This is a genomic window from Mesorhizobium humile (genome assembly GCF_033977215.1).
In the GTDB taxonomy this organism is placed as follows: domain Bacteria; phylum Pseudomonadota; class Alphaproteobacteria; order Rhizobiales; family Rhizobiaceae; genus Mesorhizobium; species Mesorhizobium humile.
In genome coordinates this window covers 158,615-179,187 of the sequence record NZ_JAVIIV010000010.1, presented here as the reverse complement: position 1 = coordinate 179,187, position 20,573 = coordinate 158,615, and the positions used below count along the sequence as shown (strand labels likewise).

Sequence of the window (20,573 nt, the reverse complement as noted above, 5' to 3'; positions counted from 1 at the left end):
ACGTACTATAAGTACGCTCCGCTCCGGTTCTCGGAAACCATCACTCTCGGCTCGGCTTGACCTGAATCTCGCCAGATCCTGCGGCGGTGCGGTTCGGCTCAGATGTGCGCGCTGTTGTCGGCGGCGGCTTCGTCGGCAACGGTCGATAGGATGCCGCGGACGTCGAGCGTCGAAAACGGCTTCTCCAGGATTTGCGGGCGCTGCTGCGGCGGCAGCGCTTCGATCTCCGCCTTGGCGCCGATCAGATCGCCGGTCACGAGCACAAAGCGCTTCGCCAGCACCGGCTTCTCGGCCAGCAGTTCGCGATAGATCGACATGCCGCTGGTGCCCGGCATGCGCAGGTCGGAAAAGACGATGTCGGGCGGCATATAGCCGTTCAGCACGTCGGCGGCGGACGTCCAGCTTGCCACAATGCGCGACTTCAGGCCCATCAGTTCCAATATATCCGAAAGCGAACCGGCGACGTCGGGTTCGTCGTCGATGATCAAGGCATGGCGCAGTCCGCTCGAGCGTACGGCACTCTCACCGGCCTTTGCCGCCTCACCGGCGATCGCCGGCAACTGCACGACGAAGCGCGCGCCGTGCGGCTCGACTTCCTCGAACCAGATATTGCCGTGGTGGCGCTCGACGATCGATTTCGAGATGGACAGGCCGATGCCGGTGCCCACGCCGACCGGCTTGGTGGTGAAATAGGATTCGAAGATGCGCGCGCGGATCGCCTCGGGAATGCCCGGGCCGTTGTCCTCGACGGAAAAGCCCGGATTGCCGTGCTCGTTGCGGAACGTCCGCACCTTGATGGTCCGCTCGCCGGTGACGCCGGCCAGCGCATGCTGGCTGTTGATGAGGAAGTTCGCCGCCACCTGCGTGATGTGGTCGGCGTCGGCCATGGCAAGCAGCGGTCCGCTGGCGAAGTCGGTGTCGATGATGATGCCGCTGGAGCGCGCGCCATAGGCAGTGACTTCGAGCGCCGAGCGCATCACCTGGTTGAGATCGGTCTCGGCCTGCTCGGTCGGGTGCAGCCTGACCATCGACAGGAAGCTCTTGACGATGCGGCCGCAGCGCTCGGCGGCGGCGCGCACCTTCTCGGCACGCACCTTGGTCTGCGGATCGCTGGCGAATTCGTGCAGCAGCGTTGACTGCGCCACCACCACCGCCAGCGGGTTGTTGAGCTCATGCGAGACGCCGGCAAGCAGCGAGCCCATCGCCGCCATCTTCTCGTTCTGGTGCAGCTTCTCGCGCTGGCGGTTGATCTCCTCCTCGGCCTGCAACTTCTCGCGCAGATCGCGGATCGAGCCGAAGATCAGGCGGCGGTCGGCGACGCGCATCTCGGTCGCCGTCAGTTCGATCGGGAAAATCTCGCCGGCGGCGTTCTGGGTGACGGTCTCCAGCCGCTGGCCGACCATCGGCGCGCCACGGCCGGCCATGTATTCGGCGCCCGAGGCATAGCCCTTGCGGTAGTATATCGGAACGATGGTATCGAGCAGGTCCTTGCCAAGGATGGCGCTGCGCTGGAAGCCGAACATCTTCTCGGCGGCCGGATTGAACTCGATGATCGAACCCGTCTCGTCGATGACGATGATGGCGTCGAGCGAGGCCTGCAGCATGGTGCGGCGGATCACTTCGCTGGCATGCGCCTCGGACGGCGAGCGCTCGATGGCGTCGCCGATCGCCAAGGCGATGATGTGCAGGGTCGCTTCTTCCTCATCCGTCCATTCGCGCTCGGCGACGCAGTCGTTGATGGCCAGCGTGCCCCAGAGATGGCCATGCGCGAAGACTGAAACAGAGAGGAACGACTTGATATTCTGCTTGTCGAAATCGGCCCGCAGGAACCCGTCGAGGTCGCGCGTGTGGCCGGAGAAAATCTTGCCTTGCCGCTCATCCTCTTGCAACTGCTCCAGCAGCGAGTCCGAGTTGATGATCGACTGCATGATCACCGTGGGCGAGGCCAGCTCGCCGCCGAAGTTCGGGTCGATCCAGTAGGCGGCGACGGACTGGGCGAAGCCTTCGCCCGGCAATTCACGCAGGCGGAAGAGAATGCCGCGCTGGCATTCCATCTTGCGGCACATCGTTCCCAATATATCGTCCATCTCGCGCTGCCAGTCGCCTGCCTCGCGCAGGCGGCGCACGACATGGACAGCCGCCATCGCGGCGCCGCCCGGACGCGAGCCATGCATATCGGTGCGTGCTGCATCACCAGTCATGGTCATTCCAGGCCCGGATGTCGGTCGTTCAGAGCGTCCCTCCGTCCCATGGAAACGGCCAACCGCTCTATCGCATTGTTTTGACGCAATTCCGGACGGAAGGCTACGGCGAAGTGCCGAGCCTACCGCCCCACTTTTCCTGGACTTGCTCTCGTGCTTTTCACCGTTTCACGGAAACGGCGAAACGCCCTATCTCTTTGTTTTGACGCAATTCCGGACGGAAAACCGCCCACACTTTTCCTGGAAATGCTCTATTTGGCGTCGCCGCTCGGCAGCGAGAAGATATAGCCTTCGCCGCGCACCGTGCGCAGGAATTTCGGATTGGCGGGATCAGCCTCGATCTTCTTTCGCAAACGCATGATGCGGATGTCGACGGCGCGCGAAGATTCCGGATCCTCGACGAAGCCGATGGCTTCCGAAATCGCCGCCCGCGTCAGCAGCCGGTTGGCGCGGGTGAGGAAAACCTCGAGCACGTCGAACTCGCTCTTGGCCATCTCGATGACCGCGCCATTGGCGCCGATGACCAGACGGCCGTCGAAATCGGCCTGGAAGCCGCCGAAATTCATGAAGCGGCGGTTGCCGGTTTCGGCCTTCTGCGCCTGCGGCTCGGCCGGCTGCGGCACGCGGCGCAGCACGCTGCGCACCCGCGCCAGCACCTCGCGCAATTCGTATGGCTTGACGATGTAATCGTCGGCGCCGAGCTCCAGCCCGACGATGCGGTCGAGCGCGGTGCCGGCGGCGGTGGCGTAGATGATGCCGATCTGCGTTTTCGAGCGCAGCCAGCGGCCGAGCGACAGCCCGTCCTCGCCGGGCATGGCGATGTCGAGGATGGCGAGGTGGAAGGACTGCGCCTCGAACAGCGCGCGCGCCGCCACGGCATTCTCGGCCGTGACGACGTCATAGCCGCTGGCGCCGAGATACTCGGCCACCGCCTCCCTCAGATCCGGCTCGTCCTCGACGACGATGATGCGTGCCTTCACGACGCGCTCGCTCCCGCTTTCAGCGGAAAGTAGATTGGGTATAAACATGATGTCCAGCACTCATCTCGAGTTGTCTGTGGCGGGGTGAAGAAAATGGCCGCACGATCCGTCATCGCGCTTGTGTCCGTCGCCGAGGTGGTGGCGGGCGATCTCGCCAATCATCTCGACCGGCGCGGTCACGACGTGCGCCAGGCGCGCCAGCCCTGGGAGGCGGAGACGCTGCTTTCGGCCGGCGGTATCGATGTCGTGATCGTCGGCGACGGCGTCACCCAGGCCGAGAGCCGCGAACTGCTCAAGCGTTATAGCGGCCAAGGCGGTGGCGGCGAGGGCGGCCCCGACTTCATCCTGATCTGCCGGCCGGGCGACCTCGTCGACAAGGTCCTGGCGCTCGAGCTCGGTGCCTCCGACGTCATCGAAAGCCCGCTCAACGTGCGCGAGCTCGCCGCGCGGATCGGCGGCCTGCTGATGAGACGCGGCAGGGCCCCTGGGGAACTGATCGTGCTGGAAAACGCCACCGTCGACCTGCGGTCGGCCATGGTGATGCATCGTTCGGGTACCGAGGATCAGCTTTCTCCGGGGCAGGTGGCGCTGCTCAAGCTGTTCCTGGCAAGCCCGCGCAAGGTGCTGACGCGCGACGACATCATTGCCGCGGCTCCGGCCGAGAATGCCGACGCTTTCGACCGTTCGATCGACTCGCGCATCGTGCGGCTGCGGCGCAAGCTCGACACCGAGACCATCACCACCATCAGGGGCGCCGGCTATCGCTTCGATCCGCCGGTTCCGCGCAACGAGTAGGCTTTCGAGCATCGGATTTCCCAAAGCGATGGTCATTCTGGGTCCGACGCCTGGCGCTCAGCGCACCACGATAACCGTGGGCCCGGTTGGAAGGTCGGCGCTGGCGGTTATCTCGGCCCTGGCGCGCTCCTTGAGCAGCACCGTCGCCAGCGCGGCGAAGCCGAGCAGACCCTGCGCGTAGAGCAGCGCGGAAAGCACGGAAGCGGCAAATTTCGTCTTCATCTCGATAATCCCCTAACTCGAAATTGTGGTGCTTCAGGAAACTCCCGAAGCGCCCGCGCCGCTGACGGAGCCCCCCGCTGCGGCGCGGGCCTTCGGTCCTCTCGGCAGCAAGTAGCCGGAGGGGCCGCGTGTCCTCATCAGCCGAATGCCGACCCGCCAGAGGGCCTTCAACCGGTGGACGCGCAGGCTGGAAACAATCCAGACCGTGGCGATGAACAGAGCCATGTGCAGTGTCGAAACCTCGCCGGAGCTCATCGCCGCCAGCGTCGTCGCCGGGTTGCCGGCCACCGGGCCGGCGCCGCCGAGCACGATCGCCGCGACGCTGATCCTGAGGAGCCAGGAGCGGAGTTTCGATTTCCTGTCCATTTTCGTTTGCAGATGTCTGTTCCCGTTGCGTCAAATCTGACGCCGGCCTGTATCCAGATCATGCCGCCGTGGCTGCACTTTGTTGCAGATTGGTTTCGAAAATGGCTCCGCCTCTTTCATATACATGTGAAATGAACTTTCGTTTCCAGTCTGAGCCGATTGTCCGGCGCTGGATCGCTTACTCTTGGAAAGGTCTGGCAGAATCCGCCGACGGGACGTCCTGTTAATTTTTGGAAACGAATTCGAAACAGAAACGAGCATCAAGCGAAATAGGTCTGAAACGGTCGGGCACGATAAGGGCCCATCGAAATTGAAGCCGGACACAACGGCAAAAAACAGAGGGACCGTCATGCACACCGCCATTTCCGCCAAGCTCATCAACATCACCGCCGCCGCGCTCACGGGTGCTGCGCTGCTCTTCGGCGCCGGCAATGCCGCGCATGCCAACCAGATCGTCGCCAAGGTCTCGCTGTCGCAGCAGATCATGGAAGTCACGGTCGACGGCCGTCCGACCTACACCTGGAAGGTGTCGACCGGCGCCAGGGGGCACATCACGCCAACCGGCTCGTTCAAGCCGACCCGCATGCATGAGATGTGGTACTCGAAGAAATACGACAACGCGCCGATGCCGCATTCGGTGTTCTTCAGCGGCGGCTACGCCGTTCACGCCACCTACGCCATCAGCCGTCTCGGCCGTCCCGCCTCGCATGGCTGCGTGCGGCTGCATCCCGATGCGGCGGCCGATTTCTATCAGTTGGTCGAGGCCTTCGGCCCTGCCAACACCAGCATCGTGATCGTCAAGTAACGGGCTGGGCAAAGTAGCAGGCGGGCTGCCGCCTTCGGAAATAGCGCCGAAGCCGTGGGGCAACCGCCAAAAAAAGAGGCCGGAATTTCCGGCCTCTTTTCGTTCCGGAGCGAGTAGGGAGTAGCGAATAGCGAGTAGGAGACGCGCCGTCGCACGAACGCCATTCTCTCCTATTCGCTACTCCCTATTCGCTATTGCTTCAGCTCGGCAGCGCCGGCATCAGCTTCGGATCGGGCTTCTCGGCGAGATGCGGCAGGTCCTTGCTGGCGATGAAGGTGTAGAACATCGGCACGACGAAGAGCGTGAACATGGTGCCGACGAGGATGCCGGTGAAGATGACCAGGCCCATCGAATAACGCGCGGCCGCACCCGCGCCGCTGGAGACGATCAGCGGCACGACGCCGAGCGCCATGGCGGCCGTCGTCATCAGGATCGGCCGCAGGCGCACCTTGGCCGAAGCAATGATGGCGTCGCGGCGCCGCATGCCGTGCATTTCACGTTGCTGGTTGGCGAATTCCACCAAAAGGATGCCGTGCTTGGTGATCAGGCCGATCAGCGTGATCAGGCCGACCTGGGTGTAGATGTTGAGCGTTCCCAGGCCGATGTTGAGCGGCACGATCGCGCCGAAGATCGACAGCGGCACCGCCATCATGATGATCAGCGGATCGCGGAAGCTCTCGAACTGGGCCGCCAGCACCAGGTAGATCACGACCACCGCCGCCGCGAAGGCGATCAGGATGGTGTTGCCCTGTTCCTTCTCCTGTCGCGACTGGCCGGAATAATCGATGAAGAAGGTGTCGGGCAGGGTCTCCTTGGCGAGGTTCTCCAGCACCTGCAAGCCGTCGCCGGTGGTTACACCCGGCAGCGGCAGGGCCGAAATCGTCGAGGAGTTCAGCTGGTTGAATTGCTCGATGGCCGCCGGCGAGGCGTTGGTCGAGATCTTCACGACCGCCGACAGCGGCACCATCTTGCCGTCGACGCTGCGAACGAAATATTCGCCGAGCTTTGCGGGATTGTCGCGGAACTCCTGCGGCACCTGCGGGATGATGTCGTAGCTGTTGGAATCGCGGTCGAACTGCGCCACCTCGGCACCGCCGACAAGCAGCGTCAAGGTGTTGCCGATATCGGCGATCGGCAGGTTCAACGCCGCCGCGCGCTCGCGGTCGATGGTGACGGTCACCTGCGGCGCATCGTAAGCCATCGAGTTCTGCACGACGATGAAGCGGCCCGAGGCCTGCGCCTTGCTCTTGATCTTCTCGGCCTGCTCGAACACTTCCGAGGGGTCGCCGGTGGAGCGCACGACCATGGAAATCGGCAGGCCGCCGCCGGAACCGGGCAGCGTCGGCGGCGCGAAGACGAAGGCCTGAACGCCGGCGACCTTGGCGAGCCGTGCGGTGATGTCGGCCTGTAGTTCCTTCGAATTGCGCTTGCGGTCCGCCCAATCCTTGAAGGCGAAACCGACAAAGGCGCTGTTGGTGGCGCCGCCGAAGGCAACGGCCGAGAACTGCGCCCTGGTCTCGGGAATATCCTTCACGAGGCCGAGGATCTGGTTGACATAGGTCTCGGTGTAATCCGACGTCGCATAGCGCGGCGCGGTCACGATCGAGAGGAGGAAGCCCTGGTCTTCTTCCGGCGCGAGTTCGGTCGAAGTCTTGGTGAACATGAAGCCGGTGAGGGCGACAAGCGCGACGACGATGATCAGCGTCACCGGCCGGTTCCTGAGCGAAGCGGTGACGGCCCGTTCATAGACGCGCTCGACGCGGCTGAAGGTCCCATCGACGATGCGCTGGAAGCGGCCGTGCTGGCCCGCCTTCAGCAAACGCGCCGACATCATCGGCGTGATCGTCATGGCGATCAGGCCCGACAGCACCACGGAGCCGGCCAGCGTCACCGCGAATTCGCGAAACAGCGCGCCGGTCAGGCCGCCGGTGAAGGCAAGCGGGGCGAACACGGCGGCGAGCGTGATGGTCATCGCCACGATGGCCGTCGCAATCTCGCGCATGCCGTTGAAGGCCGCCTGCATCGGCGACATGTGATCTTCCTCCATGTGGCGGTGGATGTTCTCCACCACCACGATGGCGTCGTCGACGACAAGGCCGATCGCCAGCACCATGGCCAGCAGCGACAGAAGGTTGATCGAGTAGCCGACCGAAAACAGAATGAAACAGACACCGATCAGTGACAGTGGGATGGTGACGATCGGCATCATCACCGAGCGGAACGAGCCCAGGAACAGAAGGATGACCACGATGACGATGGCGACGGCCTCGCCGATGGTCTTGAACACCTCCTCGATGGAGGCGCTGATCTGGCCGGTGGCGTCGTAGACGACCTCGATCGTCATGCCTTTCGGCAGCGTTTCCTGGATCACCGGCACGAGCTTGGTGACCGCGGCCGCGGTCGTCAGCGGGTTAGCGGCAGGCGTCGGGAAGATGGCAAGGAAGGTGCCTGGCTTGCCGTTGAAGCTCACCCTGGTGTCGGTGTTGGCCGCGCCGAGCTCGACACGCGCGACATCGCGCAGGCGCACCACCTGCCCGTCCGTCGAGCGGATCGGCAACTGGGCGAAGGCCTCGGGCGTCTGCAGGGTCGAATGCACGGCGATCGAGGAGACCACATACTCGTTCTGGGTGTTGCCGGGCGCCGACAGGAAGTTCGAGTTGTTGATCGCGGTCAGCACGTCCACGGCCGTTGCGCCACGGGCGGCAAGCCGGATCGGATCGATCCAGATGCGCATGGAATATTCCTGGGCGCCGAAGATCTGAACGTCGGCGACACCTTCCACGGTCGAGATGCGAGGCCGGATGACGCGCTCGATATATTCGGTGAGCTGCTCCTTCGTCATGTTCGGGTTCTGCATCGAGATGTACATCATCGCGAACTGCTGCCCGGTGCCCTTGACGATCACCGGATCCTTCGAGGCGGTCGGCAAGGTGCCGCGCACGCCCTGGACCTTGGACAACACCTCGGCCAGCGCCACGTCAGGATTGGAGCCCAGCTTCATCTGCACCGTTACCGTGCTCGAGGACGGACGGCTGGACGAGGTCACGTAGTCGATGTTTTCGGTAGAGGCGACGGCGCGCGCGATCGGGGCCGATATGAAGCCCTGGATCAGGTCGGCGCTGGCGCCGGGATAGGCCGTGGTGACGGTGATCGCCGTCTCGTCCACCTTGGGATACTGGCGGATCGACAGGCCGAAGATGCCCTGGAAGCCCAGAAGCAGGATCATGCAGGCCAGCACCGTCGAGAGCACCGGCCGGCGAATGAAGAGGTCGGAAAAGCTCATTGCTGAACCTGCTTGTTCGCCGATTTGCTGGGATCGATGGTGTTGTCGACGGCAACCGACATGCCGTTGAAGAGCCGGTTCTGGCCGGCCGTGACGACCTGGTCGCCTTCCTTGAGGCCTTCGGCGATCTCGACCATGCCGTTGTTGCGGCGGCCGAGCTTCACGAACACCTGCGAGATGGTGAGCGCAGGCTGCTGCGCGGCCTCGGCCGGCTTGGCGGCGTCGGCTGGCTTGGCGGCGTCGGCTGGCTTGGCGGCGTCGCCGGCCGCCTTGTCTGCCGGCTTCGTGTCCGCCGGCTTTGCCGCGTTGTCCGCAGGCTTGGCGGCGTCGGCCTTCTGCTCATCCGGCTTCGCCGGCGCGGCAGCGGCACCCTCGGCAGGCTTCGCCGGCTCGACCACGAAGACATAATCGCCATAAAGGCTGGTCGTCACCGCCGTCTGCGGCACGGAAATGACATTGTTTTCCTGCGGCAGCTCGACACGGACCTGCACGAACTGGCCAGGCGTCAGCTTGCCTTCCGGATTGGCGACCTCGCCACGTATCGAGACCAGCCGGCTTGCCGGGTCGATCTTGGGGTCGATGCCACGAATGGAGCCGGCAAAGGTCATGCCGACGAGGTTGCTGCCGAGCTTGACGGTCTGGCCGATCTTGAGCAGCGGCAGCTGCTGCTCGGGAACGGTAAAGTCGACCCGCATCGTGTCGAGATCCTGGATCGTCACGACCGAGTTGCCTGGGGCCAGGTACTGGCCGACGTCGATCTTCGGAATGCCGACAGTGCCGCCGAAGGGCGCGGACAATTGCTTCTGGTCGAGCACGGCCTGCATCTTGTTGACCTGCGCGGCCGAGGCGTCCGCCGCGGCACGCGCGGCATCGAGCGTCGCGTCCGTGCCGACGCCGCGCCGCTGCAATTCGATCGCGCGGGTCAGCGCCGCCTGGTCCGAGGCGGCCTGGGCCTTCTGGGCCACCAGATCGGCCTTCTCGACCGCATCATCCAGCTGCAAAAGCACCGCGTCGGCGGCAACCTTCTGGTTGGCGTGGAAGAGGATGTCCTTGACGATGCCGCTCGTTTCGACGGTAAGGTCGACACCGCGCACGGCATTGACGGTGCCGATCGCCTCTACGCCGGGCGTCCATTCGGCCGGCTTGACGATCACGGTCGAGACCGTCGCGGCCGGCGGTTTCATGGTGGCAAAGAATTGTTTGATGCCGGCATCGCGCATGAAGTTGAAACCAACGATGCCGACGCACACCAAGGCGAGCAGCAGCAAGAATCCGGCGATGATAAAAAAGCGCTTCACGGATGGTCCCCTCGAGCCGGCAACCGGCAAAACAATCGATTGCGGGACACATATCGACGATAAGTCCCGATTTCAAATGGCTTACTGTACCGGCTGGACGGTCTTGTCAATTCCGCCTAAGCTAATGTAGGGGGAAGCGCGATGAGACCACGCAGGGCAAACTCACGCGAGAAGATACTTGCCGCCGCCGCCGACGTGGCGCGCGAGGCCGGTCCTGGAAGCCTGTCGCTCGAGGCGGTCGCCAGCCGCGCCGGAGTGTCGAAAGGCGGCCTGCTCTACAACTTCCCGACCAAGGCCAAGCTGATGCAGGGGCTGGTCGAAAGCTATCTCAGCGACTTCCAGAAGGCGCTGGAGGCACGCGCCGCCGAGGCCGGCCACGAAAGCGTGCTCTCGGCTTATATCAAGCTTTCGGCCGACGACTGCGGGCGGCCGAAACCCTCGGCGACCTGGATGTTCTCGGCGATCGCCGAAGATCCTGATTTCCTGACGCCGATAAAGGCCTTCAAGCACCAGCTGCTCGAACGGCTGAAGGCGGAGACGGACGACCTCGGCTCGCTGCTGGTCTGCTTTCTCGCCATCGAGGGGATGCGCAGCATGAATCTGTTCGATTCAGACGTGCTGTCCGAAGACGAGCGCAAGCTTCTGGTGTCCTCGCTCCTGAAGATAGCCGGATAGGTCACCAAAGGCTTTGGTAGTGACCAAACGGTTTGGTGGTGACCAAACGGTTTGGTGGTGACCAAACGGTTAAGGGCGTCACACCAGCTTCATCCTGGGGACATAGCGTCCCTCCCGGTTCTTTGCTGCAATGCAAAAGGAGTGGGACATGGTGGACGTAGTTTCCAGTGAGGCGGGGATCCCGAGACCGGATCATCCCCTGGATCAATCGGGCGGCGCCAAATGGTTCCTGCCGGCTTTCGGCGTGCTGGTGCTCGTCGGCATCATTTATGTCGGCTATGCGCTCAGCCAGGATCTGGCCATCGCCAAGACGGTGCCGTGGATCCTGCTCGGCATCGCGCTTCTGATTGCGCTGGGCTTTGAGTTCGTCAACGGCTTCCACGACACCGCCAACGCGGTGGCCACCGTTATCTACACGCGGTCGCTGCCGGCCGAATTCGCCGTCATGTGGTCGGGCGTCTTCAACTTCCTCGGCGTCTTGACCTCGAGCGGCGCGGTGGCCTTCGGCATCCTGTCGCTGCTGCCGGTCGAGCTCATCCTGCAGGTCGGGTCGTCGTCCGGTTTCGCCATGGTGTTTGCCCTGCTGGTCGCCGCCATCCTGTGGAACCTGGGCACCTGGTTCCTCGGTCTGCCGGCATCGAGCTCGCACACGATGGTCGGCTCGATCATCGGCGTCGGCCTCGCCAACCAGTTCATGGCTCCGGCCGGCAGCGCTACCAGCGGCGTCGACTGGGGTCAGGCGACCAATGTCGGCACCACCTTGCTGGTTTCGCCGATCGTCGGCTTCTTCGCCGCCGCTATCCTGCTCTATGTGATGAAGCTGCTGGTGCGCAACCCGGCGCTCTATGAGGCGCCAAAGGGCAACGCGCCGCCGCCATGGTGGATTCGCGCGCTGCTGATCTTCACCTGCACCGGCGTCAGCTTCGCGCATGGCTCCAATGACGGCCAGAAGGGCATGGGCCTGATCATGCTGATCCTGATCGGCGTCGTGCCGACCGCCTATGCGCTCAACCGCACGCCCGACATCAACTATCTCGACGCCTACAAGGCGGCCTCCATCAGCGTCGAGACGGCGCTGGGCAAATACGTCAAGCCGGGCGTCACCGTTGCCGATGCCAATGCTGCCAAGGCGGCCGTTCAGGAAGCCGTGCGCAGCAAGAGCTGGACCGACCAGACTACGCTCGCGCTGCAGACTTATATCCACAACACGACCGCCGAGCTGCAGCCCTATGCGACGGTCGACAAGGTGCCGACCGATCTGGTCAGCAACGCGCGCAACGACATCTACCTGATCGGCGAAGCGCTGAAGCTGATCGACAAGAAGCAGCTGCTGCCGATGCAGGCTGCCGACCTCAAGGCGGTCACCGACTATCACAAGGCGGTCGACAATGCGACGAAGTTCATCCCGCTCTGGGTGAAGGTCGCGGTCGCGCTGGCGCTTGGCCTCGGCACCATGGTCGGCTGGAAGCGCATCGTCGTCACCGTCGGCGAAAAGATCGGCAAGAGCCACCTGACCTATGGCCAGGGCGCCGCCGCCGAGCTGGTGGCGATGATCACCATCGGCATGGCCGACCGTCTCGGCCTGCCGGTGTCGACCACCCATGTGCTGTCGTCCGGCGTCGCCGGCACGATGGCAGCCAACGAATCCGGCCTGCAATGGTCGACCGTGCGCAACCTTCTGCTGGCCTGGGTGCTGACGCTGCCCTGCTCGATCGCGCTGGCCTTCGTGCTGTTCGTGATCTTCCGCCAGGTTTTCTGAGCGGCCGGGACGGATTGGCCCAACTGCCCGACTGACGAGACGGCGCCGTTCGCGGCGCCGTCTTCTTTTCGCGCCGGGTTCAGCCGATAGCGAGCTTTGGCAATGCAAAAAGAGCCGCCGCCCTGGGGCAGCAGCAGACTTCGTTGAGGCAGGGTATCAGAAAGTCAAGTCGGATCTTCGCGGTGCAGGTCGTGGATGGTGACGCCGTCGGCATTGTCGGGCAGCATCAGCCACTTCTTGTGGCGCAGCGTGCGTTCGGTGTCTTCCAGGCCCATCTCCCAGTGCTCGCGCATCGAGGTGCCGGAAAACTCGTAGTCCTTGGCGTGGCCTTCATAGCCTTTGTGCTGGTAGATCAGATGGACGATGTTGACCACGCCGGCGTCGGAATAGTCGGCAATCAGTTCCTTCTCTCCGTCTTTGAGCTGGTCCGGCGGCACGCGCTTCAGCGCGTCGAGCAGCTTCATCTTGAGCGCATGGATGCGCTGGAAGTTGTCGGTATTCTGGCGCGTGCGGCTGGAATACATGATGTCCTTGTGGCGCGACAGAACGTCGGCCATGCCGCGCGGCAGCACGCCGCGCGCGCTGAACAGATCGACCTGGAACACCAGCGAGGAGCGGTCTTCTTCCTGATCGAGCAGATATTGCAGCGGCGTGTTGGAGACGATGCCGCCATCCCAATAGTACTCGCCCTCGATGCGGATGGAGGGGAAGGCCGGCGGCAGCGCGCCGCTCGCCATGATGTGCTCCGGCTCGATGCGCACCTTGTCGGTGTCGAAATAGACGAAGTTGCCGGTCCGGACATTGACCGCGCCGACGCTCAAGCGCTTCTTGCCGTCGTTCAGCACGTCGAAGTCGATCAGGCTTTCCAGCGTGTCCTTGAGCTCGGCGGTGTCGTAGAAGCTGGTGGCGCCTTCGGCTCCCGCCAGGTGGAACCAGGGGTTGGGACTGCGCGGCTTGAAGAAGCCGGGCTGGCCCATGGTCATGGTCATCAATGACGAGGTCTGGTTGCGGATGTCGCGATAGAGGTCGCCTTCGGGCGTGTAGGCCCAGATATTGCGGCCCGAGATCGTCTGCCAGAACTGCTCCAGCCGCTGCAGGCGGCGGCTCGGCTCGTTGCCGGCGATGATCGAGGCGTTGATGGCGCCGATCGACACGCCTGACAGCCAGGTCGGCTCGCAGCCGGCATCGGCAAGTGCCTGATAGACCCCCGCCTGATAGGCGCCGAGCGCGCCGCCGCCCTGGAAGACCAGAGCGATGCGGTCATATTGCGCCGTGATTTCCTGGATGGTGGCGGCAGCTGCCTTGCTGCGGTTACGCTCAAGCACCGGTCTTCTCCAGTTCCTTCGCGCCGGCAGCCGATCGGCCGTGGTCCGCGAGGTAATCATGCACGACTTCGCCCAGGCCGAGCGTCAGATCGGCGGTGAAGTGAACGGCCGAGACGATGTCGAGCACCGGCAGCTTGGCGACGTCGGCCATGACATGCGGGCGAAGGTCGAGCGCGGCGGGCGCCGTCCAGGCTTCCTTCAGCGTGATGTCGGTGAGGTAGTAGCGGACCAGCTCGCGGATGCGCGGGTTGCCGTCGACATGCGGGATGATCTTGATCAGGAAATTGGGCGCGGCGAGCGAGGCGAGCACCTGGTCGTGGTCGGCCTCGCGGTGCTTGTAGCCCATGGTGCCGGTGGCGCACAGAACGCTGCCATAATGCAGCGTGCCGACCACCACTTCGCCTTCGTGGACGATCTTGGGGCTGGCGAGCTTCTTAGGGAAACCCCAGAGCTCGCGGCCGCCGGCGATCGGCGCGTCGTCGTCGAGATACATGGAATGGACATAGCCGCCATGCTGGCCCTTGTAGCGCACCGGGATGACCTGGCCGGTCTCGGTATAGTCGCCGAAGCCGGTGGAGTCGGGCATGCGGATGAATTCGTATTTGACCAGCGGCTCGTCGATCTCGAGCGGCGCCGGCACGACCGCTTCCAGCGCCTCGCGCGTCGTGCGGTAGGTGATGATGATGTATTCGCGGTCGAAGAAGCGATAAGGGCCGGGCGGGAAGGACGGGTTGGTGAGCGGCATGGCATAGGCGCGCTTCACGACGTCGGCGATTTCCATGGCTGGTGCCCCAAACAGGTTTGAAATGACCCCGCGCGAATGCGCTGGCAAATATGTTGCACGGCAGCGTGACAGTGCCGTGTCAGCGCCAAGACGGCGCTTCCGGGAGCCGGCAAAACGCCGCGCCGCAGCTGTAATAGCGCCGACATATGGGTGTGGCATTGTGATGCTGCGGCGCACAAATCATGTGCCTTCCCGGCTGTCTGTCTCCATACTCTTCCCTCCTGTCCTCCTCTTGCGAGATCTCCCATGGGTTCCCTGTCTTCGAAGAATGCGCTCGTCACCGGCTCGACCAGCGGCATCGGCCTCGCAATCGCCCGTGCCTTCGCCGCCGAGGGCGCCAACGTCACCATCAACGGCTTGGGCGACGCCGCGGCGATCGAGCAGGAGCGGGCCGGCATCGAAAAGGATTTCGGCGTCAAGTGCCGCTACTCGGGCGCCAACATGATGGACGGCGCCGCCGTTACCGCCATGGTCCATGAGGCCGAGGCGGCGTTCGGCAGCCTGGACATCCTGGTCAACAATGCCGGCATCCAGCATGTCGCGCCGATCGAGGAATTTCCCGACGACAAATGGGAAGCCATCATCCGCATCAACCTTTTGGCCGCCTTCTACGCCATCAAGGCGGTGGTGCCCGGCATGAAGAGCCGCAAATGGGGCCGCATCATCAACACGGCTTCGGCGCATGCGCTGGTCGCCTCGCCGTTCAAGTCGGCCTATGTCTCGGCCAAGCACGGCATTGCCGGCCTGACCAAGACCGTGGCGCTGGAAGTGGCGCAGGACGGCATCACCGTGAATGCGATCGCGCCCGGCTATGTCTGGACGCCGCTGGTCGAAAAGCAGATCCCCGATACGATGAAGGCGCGCGGCATGACCGAGGAGCAGGTCAAGCACGACGTGCTGCTCGCAGCGCAGCCGACCAAGGAGTTCGTCACCGTCGAGGAACTTGCGGCGCTGACCCTGTTCCTCTGCTCGAACGCCGCCAGGCAGATCACCGGCACGACGCTGCCGATGGATGGCGGCTGGACGGCGCAGTAAGGGCAAGCGCCGTTTCAGGGAAGGGCGGGGCGGAGCTCCCGTTCTCCTTGGCAATTGAATTCTTGACAATCGTGGGGGAGCGTTCCAGCATTCCTGGTAAGGGGTTCCCCGCGACGACCCCGTGAGGCGTCAGCCCAACGATCGCGTCCAGACTCTCTTTGTTCAGGAGGTGGACGCCATGCCATCAACAACCGCAATTACCGTTCCGCAGCTTTCCCGTCTCGTCGGCCTGCCCGATGCGCCTTGCCTGGTCGATGTGCGCATCGACGAGGATTATGAAGCCGATCCGCGCCTGTTGCCGGCCTCATGCCGGCGCGATTTCAGGACGGTCTCGACCTGGGCGTCGGAATTTTCCGGACGCAGGGTCGTCGTCATCTGCCAGAGGGGGCAGAAACTCTCGCAAGGCGTTGCCGCCTGGCTGCGCCACGAAGGCATTGCGGCGGAATCGCTTGAAGGCGGCTTCGAGGCCTGGGCCGACGCCAGGGCGCCGTTGGTCGCGGCCGGCGCGATCCCGCCCCGCGACGTGAGGGGCCGCACCCTATGGGTCACGCGGTCCCGGCCAAAGGTCGACCGCATCGCCTGTCCCTGGCTGATCCGCCGCTTCGTCGATCCCGACGCCGTGTTCCTGTTCGTCGATCCGGCCGAGGTGCCGCTGGTGGCGGACCGCTTCGCCGCGGTTCCCTTCGACATCGAAGGCGTGTTCTGGAGCCATCGTGGCGATCGCTGCAGCTTCGACACGATGATCGAGGAATTCGGCTTGCGAGTCGATGCGCTCGACCGCCTGGCGCTGATCGTGCGCGCCGCCGATACGGCGCGGCTCGACCTCGTGCCGCAGGCGGCCGGGTTCCTCGCCGCGTCGCTCGGCCTGTCGCGCATGTTCCGCGACGATCTCGAGCAGCTTGAAGCCGGCATGCTGCTCTACGATGCTTTCTTCCGCTGGTGCCGCGACGCAGCGGACGAGACGCACAACTGGCCCGTCGGAGGCAAGGCGCAATGACGGCACTCGCCAAGGACGGCGCCAAACGGCCGGTGGAGGCCCCGGCCGTGCCGAGCTTCCGCGAAGCGACGCGGCTGTGGGCAAAGATCGGCCTGCTCTCCTTCGGCGGGCCGGCGGGGCAGATCGCGCTGATGCACAAGGAACTGGTCGAGGAGCGCCGCTGGATCGGCGAGGAACGCTTCCTGCATGCGCTCAACTACTGCATGCTCCTGCCGGGCCCGGAGGCGCAGCAGCTCGCCGTCTATATCGGCTGGCTGCTGCACCGGACGGCCGGCGGCCTCGTCGCCGGCACATTGTTCGTGCTGCCCGGCGCGCTGGTCATGTTGGGTCTCAGCAGCTTCTACATGCTCTACAACGACGCGCCGGTCGTCGAGGCGCTGTTCTTCGGCATCAAGGCGGCGGTGCTGGCCGTCGTCGTCGAGGCGGTGATCCGCATCGGCAAACGGGCGCTGAAGAACCGTGCGATGGTGGCGATCGCCGTGGCGGCCTTCCTGGCCATCTATGTCGCCAGGGTGCCGTTCCCGCTGATCGTGCTCGCGGCCGGGGTTATCGGCTGGGCCGGCAACCGCTTCGCGCCGGCGCTGTTTTCCGGCTCGGCGCATGGCAAGACTGCTGCCGGCACCGAGACCAGGGGCGCGGTCGACCTGATGTTCGAACGCGGCGAGCTCGGCCACGCCATGCCGAAGCGAGGGCATGCTCTCCGCACCGTCGCCATCTGGTTGCCGCTCTGGCTCGGTCCGGTGGCGCTGATCGCCGTGCTGGCGGGCCCGGGGAGCGTGTGGGCGCAGATCGGCGGCTTCTTCAGCCTGATGGCCGTCGTCACCTTCGGCGGCGCCTATGCCGTTCTGGCCTATGTCGCGCAGGCAGCGGTGACCTCGTTCGGCTGGCTTTCGCCTGGACAGATGGTCGATGGGCTCGGGCTTGCCGAAACGACGCCGGGGCCATTGATCCTGGTGCTGCAATTCGTCGGCTTCACTGCTGCCTATCGTCATGCCGGCTTTGCCAACCCGCTGCTGGCTGGATCGCTCGGTTCGGTGCTGACGCTTTGGGTCACCTTCGTTCCCTGCTTCTTCTGGATATTCCTCGGCGCGCCCTACATCGAGCAATTGCGGCGGAACAAGGCGCTGGCGGCAGCTCTCGGCGCGATCACCGCGGCGGTGGTCGGCGTCATCATGAACCTCGCGCTGTGGTTTGCGCTGCATGTCGTCTTCGGCAAGGTCGCAAGCGTCGGCTGGGGCGTGGAAGTGCCGGTCCCGTCGTCGCTCGACTGGCGCGCCGCGCTGCTGTCGGCGGCGGCGATGGTCGCCATGTTCAGACTGAAACTCGGCATGCTGCCGACGCTGGCGGGATCGGCGCTGGCGGGACTTGCGCTGCTGTCGTTGTGAGGCGGTGCCGGTTTCGTCGCGCTATATCTTCAGTTCAGCATTTCTGCGGTTTCGACGCCGAATTGTACTGCCCCGTCGAAGCGTTGGCGGTGCTATGCGTCTGCTTCTTGTAGGGCGCAGGACCGCCATGGCATTTCGCCGCGCCGCCCCCCTCGGTTGACGCAGACGCCGGCGGTGGCGGCGCGGACGCGGTTTTGACGCAATAGCCCTGTTCGACGTGCCAGCCGTTGTGGCACTTCGGCGTGCAGGCATAGGGTATGGGTTGGCCCTTCGTCGCTCCACCTGCTCCGACGATGCCATATTGTCCTGACGGGCACCCACTTGGCGGCCACGCCAGCGCGGCCCGAGGGCCGGGCAACAGCAGCATCATCAGACCGGTCGCGGCAAGGGCCGCCAGAAAGAGCTTGCGCATCGAACGCTCCTGAAACGCAGTTTCGATCGTCGATGCTAGCCTTGCGGGGTGAGGCACGCCTCTCCTGTTTGGGAGAGGCGTGCCCAAGTCGATCCACCCTAAAATCGGATCGACCGGTATCGATACCGGGCCAGGTCAGCGTGGAGCCATGCTATGCGACGACTGCTTTTCCTCGCGGTGTCGTTAGTCCCCTGGGTTGTCGCGGGGGCGCCGACGGCGACGCTTGCCGGCGATTTCGACCGGATCGAGATTCCGCGCGATCCCAACGGGGCCATCGAGTTCCATACGCCGTCCGACAACATCGCCTGCGGCCTTTCGGAGAGCGGCAGCGATGGATCAGGCGCCCCCGAGCTTGCCTGCGACCGCCTGGCTCCCGTCTATCTTCGCTTCATCCTGCCGGCGCGTGGAAAGGCCACGATCCTGCGTGATGTCGGAGACCAATGGTGCTGCGGCGGCTACAATGAATTGCCTTACGGCCGCGAGTGGCAGAGCGGGCCGTTCACCTGCGATTCGACGGCCTCGGGGCTGACCTGTGAGAACCAGCAGGGCCACGGCTTCTTCATCAGCAAGGCAAAGGTCAAAGCTTACTGAGAACGGCGAATTCGCCGGCCGCCATCGAGCAGCAGCGAGACCAGCGAGGCCTGGCTGTTGACGCCGGTCTTGCCGAAAATACCCTTGAGGTGGCTGCGGATCGTGCCCATGCCTATGTTGAGGCTGGGCGCGATCTCGGCGAGGCTTTTTCCCACCGCAAGTTCAACCGCGATGCGCGCTTCGCGGCCGGTCAAGCCGAAGCGACCGGCGATCTCGGCCTCCATAATCGGCGCGAGCGCGTCAGCCTGCTGGATGACGACGGCGACGCGCGCGGCGCGCACGCCTCTGGGTGTATATCCCGGCAGCGGGCCGCGGGAGACGGTGACCAGCATATCGGGCGCGCCGCCCTGTTGGGCCACGCGCAAGGTCGATGAAGTCGGGGCAGCCGCCTCGTCCAGCGCGAACGTCATCATCCGGGCGAGCGACCGGGTGGCGCTCGCGGTTTGTAGGACCAGCCCGTCGGAACCCAGTCGGAAGGGTCCGTCAAGGGCGGTGAGTGCCTGGGCCGCGTTGTTCAAATACATAGGCCGGCGCCACGCATCGAAGAGGAAAACGGCATCGGACAGTCCATCGATTGCCTGTTCCAGCGTTTCGACATGAACCGAGAGTTCCTGCAGCCGCCACTGCCAGGAGAGGATCGAGTTCAGCCTGTGCGTGGTTTCCTGCAGGTGGTCCAGTTCGCCGGCGTGATAGAGCCCGGCTGACCGCTCCCGGCAGACATTGACGTGAAAGGAAAGATCGCCGGCCTTCATCTGGATCACGGCGCCATAGAAGCAGCCGGTCGGCCGGATGATCTCATTGTAGAAGTCGAGCCGTTCGAACGCGCGGTCGGTCAGGATGTCGTGCGAGGCCTCAGCCCGGCCGGGTGTCAGCGCCATCTGCCAGGGGACCGACAGCTCGTTGGCGCGTTGCGACGAGAATCGGGCGGCCGCGCTGTCGTCAAGGCCGGCGATGACCACGAACGGCATGATGGTCCGGCTCGCGCCATTGGTGGCGATCATGGTGTGGTGGGCATTGAACCCGCGCCTGAGCAAATCCATTGCCGCCGCCCAGCCACCGGGCGCGGCAGCCGCTTCCAAGACGTCGTGGCCGGCAAAGCCAGTCATCCACCTCACCCCCGGGGATTGTCAGCCTTCGCTCGAATTCCGTCGGTGGAAGCTAATGAAACGCCGGGCTCAGGTCGAGGGAGCCGGCGTCGCTGCCGCTGCGCCTGCACTGCTGCTCACGCTTATGTGATCGAGATCGGGAATAAACCGACGGGTTAGCCGGTCTTCAGGGCATGCACCGCGTGTGCGCAACGGCAGGAGACCACCATGAGGCGGCGTGAAGATAAAAGCGCGAGGGCTGAAGAGGGCGAAGGCATCAGCCGCGCCCGGCCCTTGGAGCGTTGGAGCTGGGCGCACCTGTTCTGGGCGATACCGCCCCGCCGCCGGCCCTGATCCGTGCCGATCGCAACCATCGAGACCCACGACCATGACGGCGAGCATCTCATTGCAGCCAGCGATGCGCCGTTCCCTTCCGAGGCGCCCCTTGCTTCCGAGACACTTGACTCCGGTGACACCAATGCCTTCTCCTCCCTCGAAGCAGGCGCCATCGCCTGCGGTCGCGATCTTCACCCGCACGAGCAGGGACAGATCATCGCCTCCCGCTGAGGGCGGCA

The 20,573-nt window shown here is 64.4% G+C and carries 20 protein-coding genes; 10 read left to right on the top strand and 10 right to left on the bottom strand.

Annotated features, from left to right (window positions below; all coding sequences use genetic code 11):
• Window positions 1-98 precede the first annotated feature (98 nt).
• Both RFM52_RS17120 and RFM52_RS17115 read right to left on the bottom strand, forming a co-directional pair.
• The gene (locus RFM52_RS17120; protein WP_320296601.1) at window positions 99-2,201 is read right to left on the bottom strand and encodes an ATP-binding protein; all 2,103 of its coding nucleotides are present in this window, start codon (window positions 2,199-2,201) and stop codon (window positions 99-101) included.
• Between the two features lie 251 nt (window positions 2,202-2,452).
• Entirely contained in the window at window positions 2,453-3,229 is a 777-nt protein-coding gene (locus RFM52_RS17115) for a response regulator transcription factor (RefSeq protein WP_320296602.1), read from the bottom strand.
• A gap of 45 nt (window positions 3,230-3,274) precedes the next feature.
• Between RFM52_RS17115 and RFM52_RS17110 the strand changes: the two genes are divergently transcribed.
• Window positions 3,275-3,976 (top strand): response regulator transcription factor, encoded by a 702-nt coding sequence (locus RFM52_RS17110; RefSeq protein WP_320296603.1) that lies wholly within the window; start codon window positions 3,275-3,277, stop codon window positions 3,974-3,976.
• Between the two features lie 57 nt (window positions 3,977-4,033).
• Here the strand turns inward: RFM52_RS17110 and RFM52_RS17105 are convergent, their stop codons facing one another.
• The gene (locus RFM52_RS17105) at window positions 4,034-4,198 is read right to left on the bottom strand and encodes a hypothetical protein (protein ID WP_320296604.1); all 165 of its coding nucleotides are present in this window, start codon (window positions 4,196-4,198) and stop codon (window positions 4,034-4,036) included.
• Window positions 4,199-4,231: 33 nt separating this feature from the next.
• Complete coding sequence (locus RFM52_RS17100) at window positions 4,232-4,564, bottom strand: hypothetical protein (RefSeq protein WP_320296605.1); 333 nt, start codon at window positions 4,562-4,564, stop codon at window positions 4,232-4,234.
• A 349-nt stretch (window positions 4,565-4,913) separates the two neighbouring features.
• On the opposite strand from RFM52_RS17100, the gene RFM52_RS17095 reads away from it, so the two are divergent.
• A complete protein-coding gene (locus RFM52_RS17095) occupies window positions 4,914-5,369 on the top strand; it encodes a L,D-transpeptidase (RefSeq protein WP_320296606.1) in 456 nt (151 codons plus the stop codon).
• 199 nt (window positions 5,370-5,568) lie between these two features.
• Here the strand turns inward: RFM52_RS17095 and RFM52_RS17090 are convergent, their stop codons facing one another.
• Together RFM52_RS17090 and RFM52_RS17085 are read right to left on the bottom strand one after the other, a co-directional pair.
• Complete coding sequence (locus RFM52_RS17090; protein WP_320296607.1) at window positions 5,569-8,652, bottom strand: efflux RND transporter permease subunit; 3,084 nt, start codon at window positions 8,650-8,652, stop codon at window positions 5,569-5,571.
• Window positions 8,649-9,950 (bottom strand): efflux RND transporter periplasmic adaptor subunit, encoded by a 1,302-nt coding sequence (locus tag RFM52_RS17085; protein WP_320296608.1) that lies wholly within the window; start codon window positions 9,948-9,950, stop codon window positions 8,649-8,651. Before RFM52_RS17085 ends, RFM52_RS17090 begins: the two co-directional genes overlap by 4 nt.
• 141 nt (window positions 9,951-10,091) lie before the next feature.
• Here RFM52_RS17085 and RFM52_RS17080 point away from each other — a divergent pair, with 141 nt between their 5' ends.
• Both RFM52_RS17080 and RFM52_RS17075 read left to right on the top strand, forming a co-directional pair.
• Window positions 10,092-10,625, top strand: coding sequence for a TetR/AcrR family transcriptional regulator (locus RFM52_RS17080; RefSeq protein WP_320296609.1), 534 nt, complete (start codon window positions 10,092-10,094; stop codon window positions 10,623-10,625).
• A gap of 148 nt (window positions 10,626-10,773) precedes the next feature.
• On the top strand, window positions 10,774-12,384 hold the full coding sequence (locus RFM52_RS17075; RefSeq protein WP_320296610.1) for an inorganic phosphate transporter: 1,611 nt from the start codon (window positions 10,774-10,776) through the stop codon (window positions 12,382-12,384).
• Window positions 12,385-12,548: 164 nt separating this feature from the next.
• On the opposite strand, the gene RFM52_RS17070 is transcribed toward RFM52_RS17075, so the two are convergent.
• Together RFM52_RS17070 and RFM52_RS17065 are read right to left on the bottom strand one after the other, a co-directional pair.
• Complete coding sequence (locus RFM52_RS17070) at window positions 12,549-13,709, bottom strand: patatin-like phospholipase family protein (RefSeq protein WP_320296611.1); 1,161 nt, start codon at window positions 13,707-13,709, stop codon at window positions 12,549-12,551.
• Window positions 13,702-14,490, bottom strand: a complete 789-nt coding sequence (locus RFM52_RS17065; protein ID WP_320296612.1) for an acetoacetate decarboxylase — start codon at window positions 14,488-14,490, stop codon at window positions 13,702-13,704. Before RFM52_RS17065 ends, RFM52_RS17070 begins: the two co-directional genes overlap by 8 nt.
• 249 nt (window positions 14,491-14,739) lie before the next feature.
• Between RFM52_RS17065 and RFM52_RS17060 the strand changes: the two genes are divergently transcribed.
• The 3 genes from RFM52_RS17060 (at window position 14,740) to chrA (ending at window position 17,910) form a co-directional block, all read left to right on the top strand.
• Complete coding sequence (locus tag RFM52_RS17060; RefSeq protein WP_320296613.1) at window positions 14,740-15,528, top strand: 3-hydroxybutyrate dehydrogenase; 789 nt, start codon at window positions 14,740-14,742, stop codon at window positions 15,526-15,528.
• Window positions 15,529-15,706: 178 nt separating this feature from the next.
• Window positions 15,707-16,525: a sulfurtransferase/chromate resistance protein gene (locus RFM52_RS17055; RefSeq protein ID WP_320296614.1), complete on the top strand. Its 819-nt coding sequence runs from the start codon at window positions 15,707-15,709 to the stop codon at window positions 16,523-16,525.
• Window positions 16,522-17,910, top strand: a complete 1,389-nt coding sequence (chrA, locus tag RFM52_RS17050; protein WP_320296615.1) for a chromate efflux transporter — start codon at window positions 16,522-16,524, stop codon at window positions 17,908-17,910. The genes RFM52_RS17055 and chrA overlap by 4 nt, the downstream gene beginning before the upstream one ends.
• Window positions 17,911-17,944: 34 nt before the next feature.
• Here the strand turns inward: chrA and RFM52_RS17045 are convergent, their stop codons facing one another.
• Window positions 17,945-18,322, bottom strand: a complete 378-nt coding sequence (locus RFM52_RS17045) for a hypothetical protein (RefSeq protein WP_320296616.1) — start codon at window positions 18,320-18,322, stop codon at window positions 17,945-17,947.
• A gap of 153 nt (window positions 18,323-18,475) precedes the next feature.
• Between RFM52_RS17045 and RFM52_RS17040 the strand changes: the two genes are divergently transcribed.
• A complete protein-coding gene (locus RFM52_RS17040; RefSeq protein ID WP_320296617.1) occupies window positions 18,476-18,913 on the top strand; it encodes a hypothetical protein in 438 nt (145 codons plus the stop codon).
• On the opposite strand, the gene RFM52_RS17035 is transcribed toward RFM52_RS17040, so the two are convergent.
• Window positions 18,907-19,881 (bottom strand): helix-turn-helix transcriptional regulator, encoded by a 975-nt coding sequence (locus tag RFM52_RS17035; protein ID WP_320327863.1) that lies wholly within the window; start codon window positions 19,879-19,881, stop codon window positions 18,907-18,909. The two genes, RFM52_RS17040 and RFM52_RS17035, sit on opposite strands and share 7 nt — an antisense overlap.
• Here RFM52_RS17035 and RFM52_RS17030 point away from each other — a divergent pair.
• Window positions 19,865-20,149, top strand: coding sequence for a hypothetical protein (locus RFM52_RS17030; protein WP_320327862.1), 285 nt, complete (start codon window positions 19,865-19,867; stop codon window positions 20,147-20,149). The two genes, RFM52_RS17035 and RFM52_RS17030, sit on opposite strands and share 17 nt — an antisense overlap.
• A 206-nt stretch (window positions 20,150-20,355) precedes the next feature.
• Window positions 20,356-20,565 (top strand): hypothetical protein, encoded by a 210-nt coding sequence (locus RFM52_RS17025; protein WP_320296619.1) that lies wholly within the window; start codon window positions 20,356-20,358, stop codon window positions 20,563-20,565.
• Window positions 20,566-20,573: the final 8 nt, after the last annotated feature.

What these genes read in the sequence shown, in the direction of transcription:
- RFM52_RS17030 (WP_320327862.1), top strand. Translation starts at nt 19,865, where the DNA reads ATGACCACGAACGGCATGATGGTCCGGCTCGCGCCATTGGTGGCGATC.
- RFM52_RS17045 (WP_320296616.1), bottom strand. Translation starts at nt 18,322, where the DNA reads ATGCGCAAGCTCTTTCTGGCGGCCCTTGCCGCGACCGGTCTGATGATG.
- RFM52_RS17115 (WP_320296602.1), bottom strand. Translation starts at nt 3,229, where the DNA reads ATGTTTATACCCAATCTACTTTCCGCTGAAAGCGGGAGCGAGCGCGTC.
- RFM52_RS17100 (WP_320296605.1), bottom strand. Translation starts at nt 4,564, where the DNA reads ATGGACAGGAAATCGAAACTCCGCTCCTGGCTCCTCAGGATCAGCGTC.
- RFM52_RS17110 (WP_320296603.1), top strand. Translation starts at nt 3,275, where the DNA reads ATGGCCGCACGATCCGTCATCGCGCTTGTGTCCGTCGCCGAGGTGGTG.
- RFM52_RS17095 (WP_320296606.1), top strand. Translation starts at nt 4,914, where the DNA reads ATGCACACCGCCATTTCCGCCAAGCTCATCAACATCACCGCCGCCGCG.
- chrA (WP_320296615.1), top strand. Translation starts at nt 16,522, where the DNA reads ATGACGGCACTCGCCAAGGACGGCGCCAAACGGCCGGTGGAGGCCCCG.
- RFM52_RS17080 (WP_320296609.1), top strand. Translation starts at nt 10,092, where the DNA reads ATGAGACCACGCAGGGCAAACTCACGCGAGAAGATACTTGCCGCCGCC.
- RFM52_RS17060 (WP_320296613.1), top strand. Translation starts at nt 14,740, where the DNA reads ATGGGTTCCCTGTCTTCGAAGAATGCGCTCGTCACCGGCTCGACCAGC.
- RFM52_RS17090 (WP_320296607.1), bottom strand. Translation starts at nt 8,652, where the DNA reads ATGAGCTTTTCCGACCTCTTCATTCGCCGGCCGGTGCTCTCGACGGTG.
- RFM52_RS17075 (WP_320296610.1), top strand. Translation starts at nt 10,774, where the DNA reads ATGGTGGACGTAGTTTCCAGTGAGGCGGGGATCCCGAGACCGGATCAT.
- RFM52_RS17040 (WP_320296617.1), top strand. Translation starts at nt 18,476, where the DNA reads ATGCGACGACTGCTTTTCCTCGCGGTGTCGTTAGTCCCCTGGGTTGTC.
- RFM52_RS17055 (WP_320296614.1), top strand. Translation starts at nt 15,707, where the DNA reads ATGCCATCAACAACCGCAATTACCGTTCCGCAGCTTTCCCGTCTCGTC.
- RFM52_RS17105 (WP_320296604.1), bottom strand. Translation starts at nt 4,198, where the DNA reads ATGAAGACGAAATTTGCCGCTTCCGTGCTTTCCGCGCTGCTCTACGCG.
- RFM52_RS17035 (WP_320327863.1), bottom strand. Translation starts at nt 19,881, where the DNA reads ATGCCGTTCGTGGTCATCGCCGGCCTTGACGACAGCGCGGCCGCCCGA.
- RFM52_RS17065 (WP_320296612.1), bottom strand. Translation starts at nt 14,490, where the DNA reads ATGGAAATCGCCGACGTCGTGAAGCGCGCCTATGCCATGCCGCTCACC.
- RFM52_RS17120 (WP_320296601.1), bottom strand. Translation starts at nt 2,201, where the DNA reads ATGACTGGTGATGCAGCACGCACCGATATGCATGGCTCGCGTCCGGGC.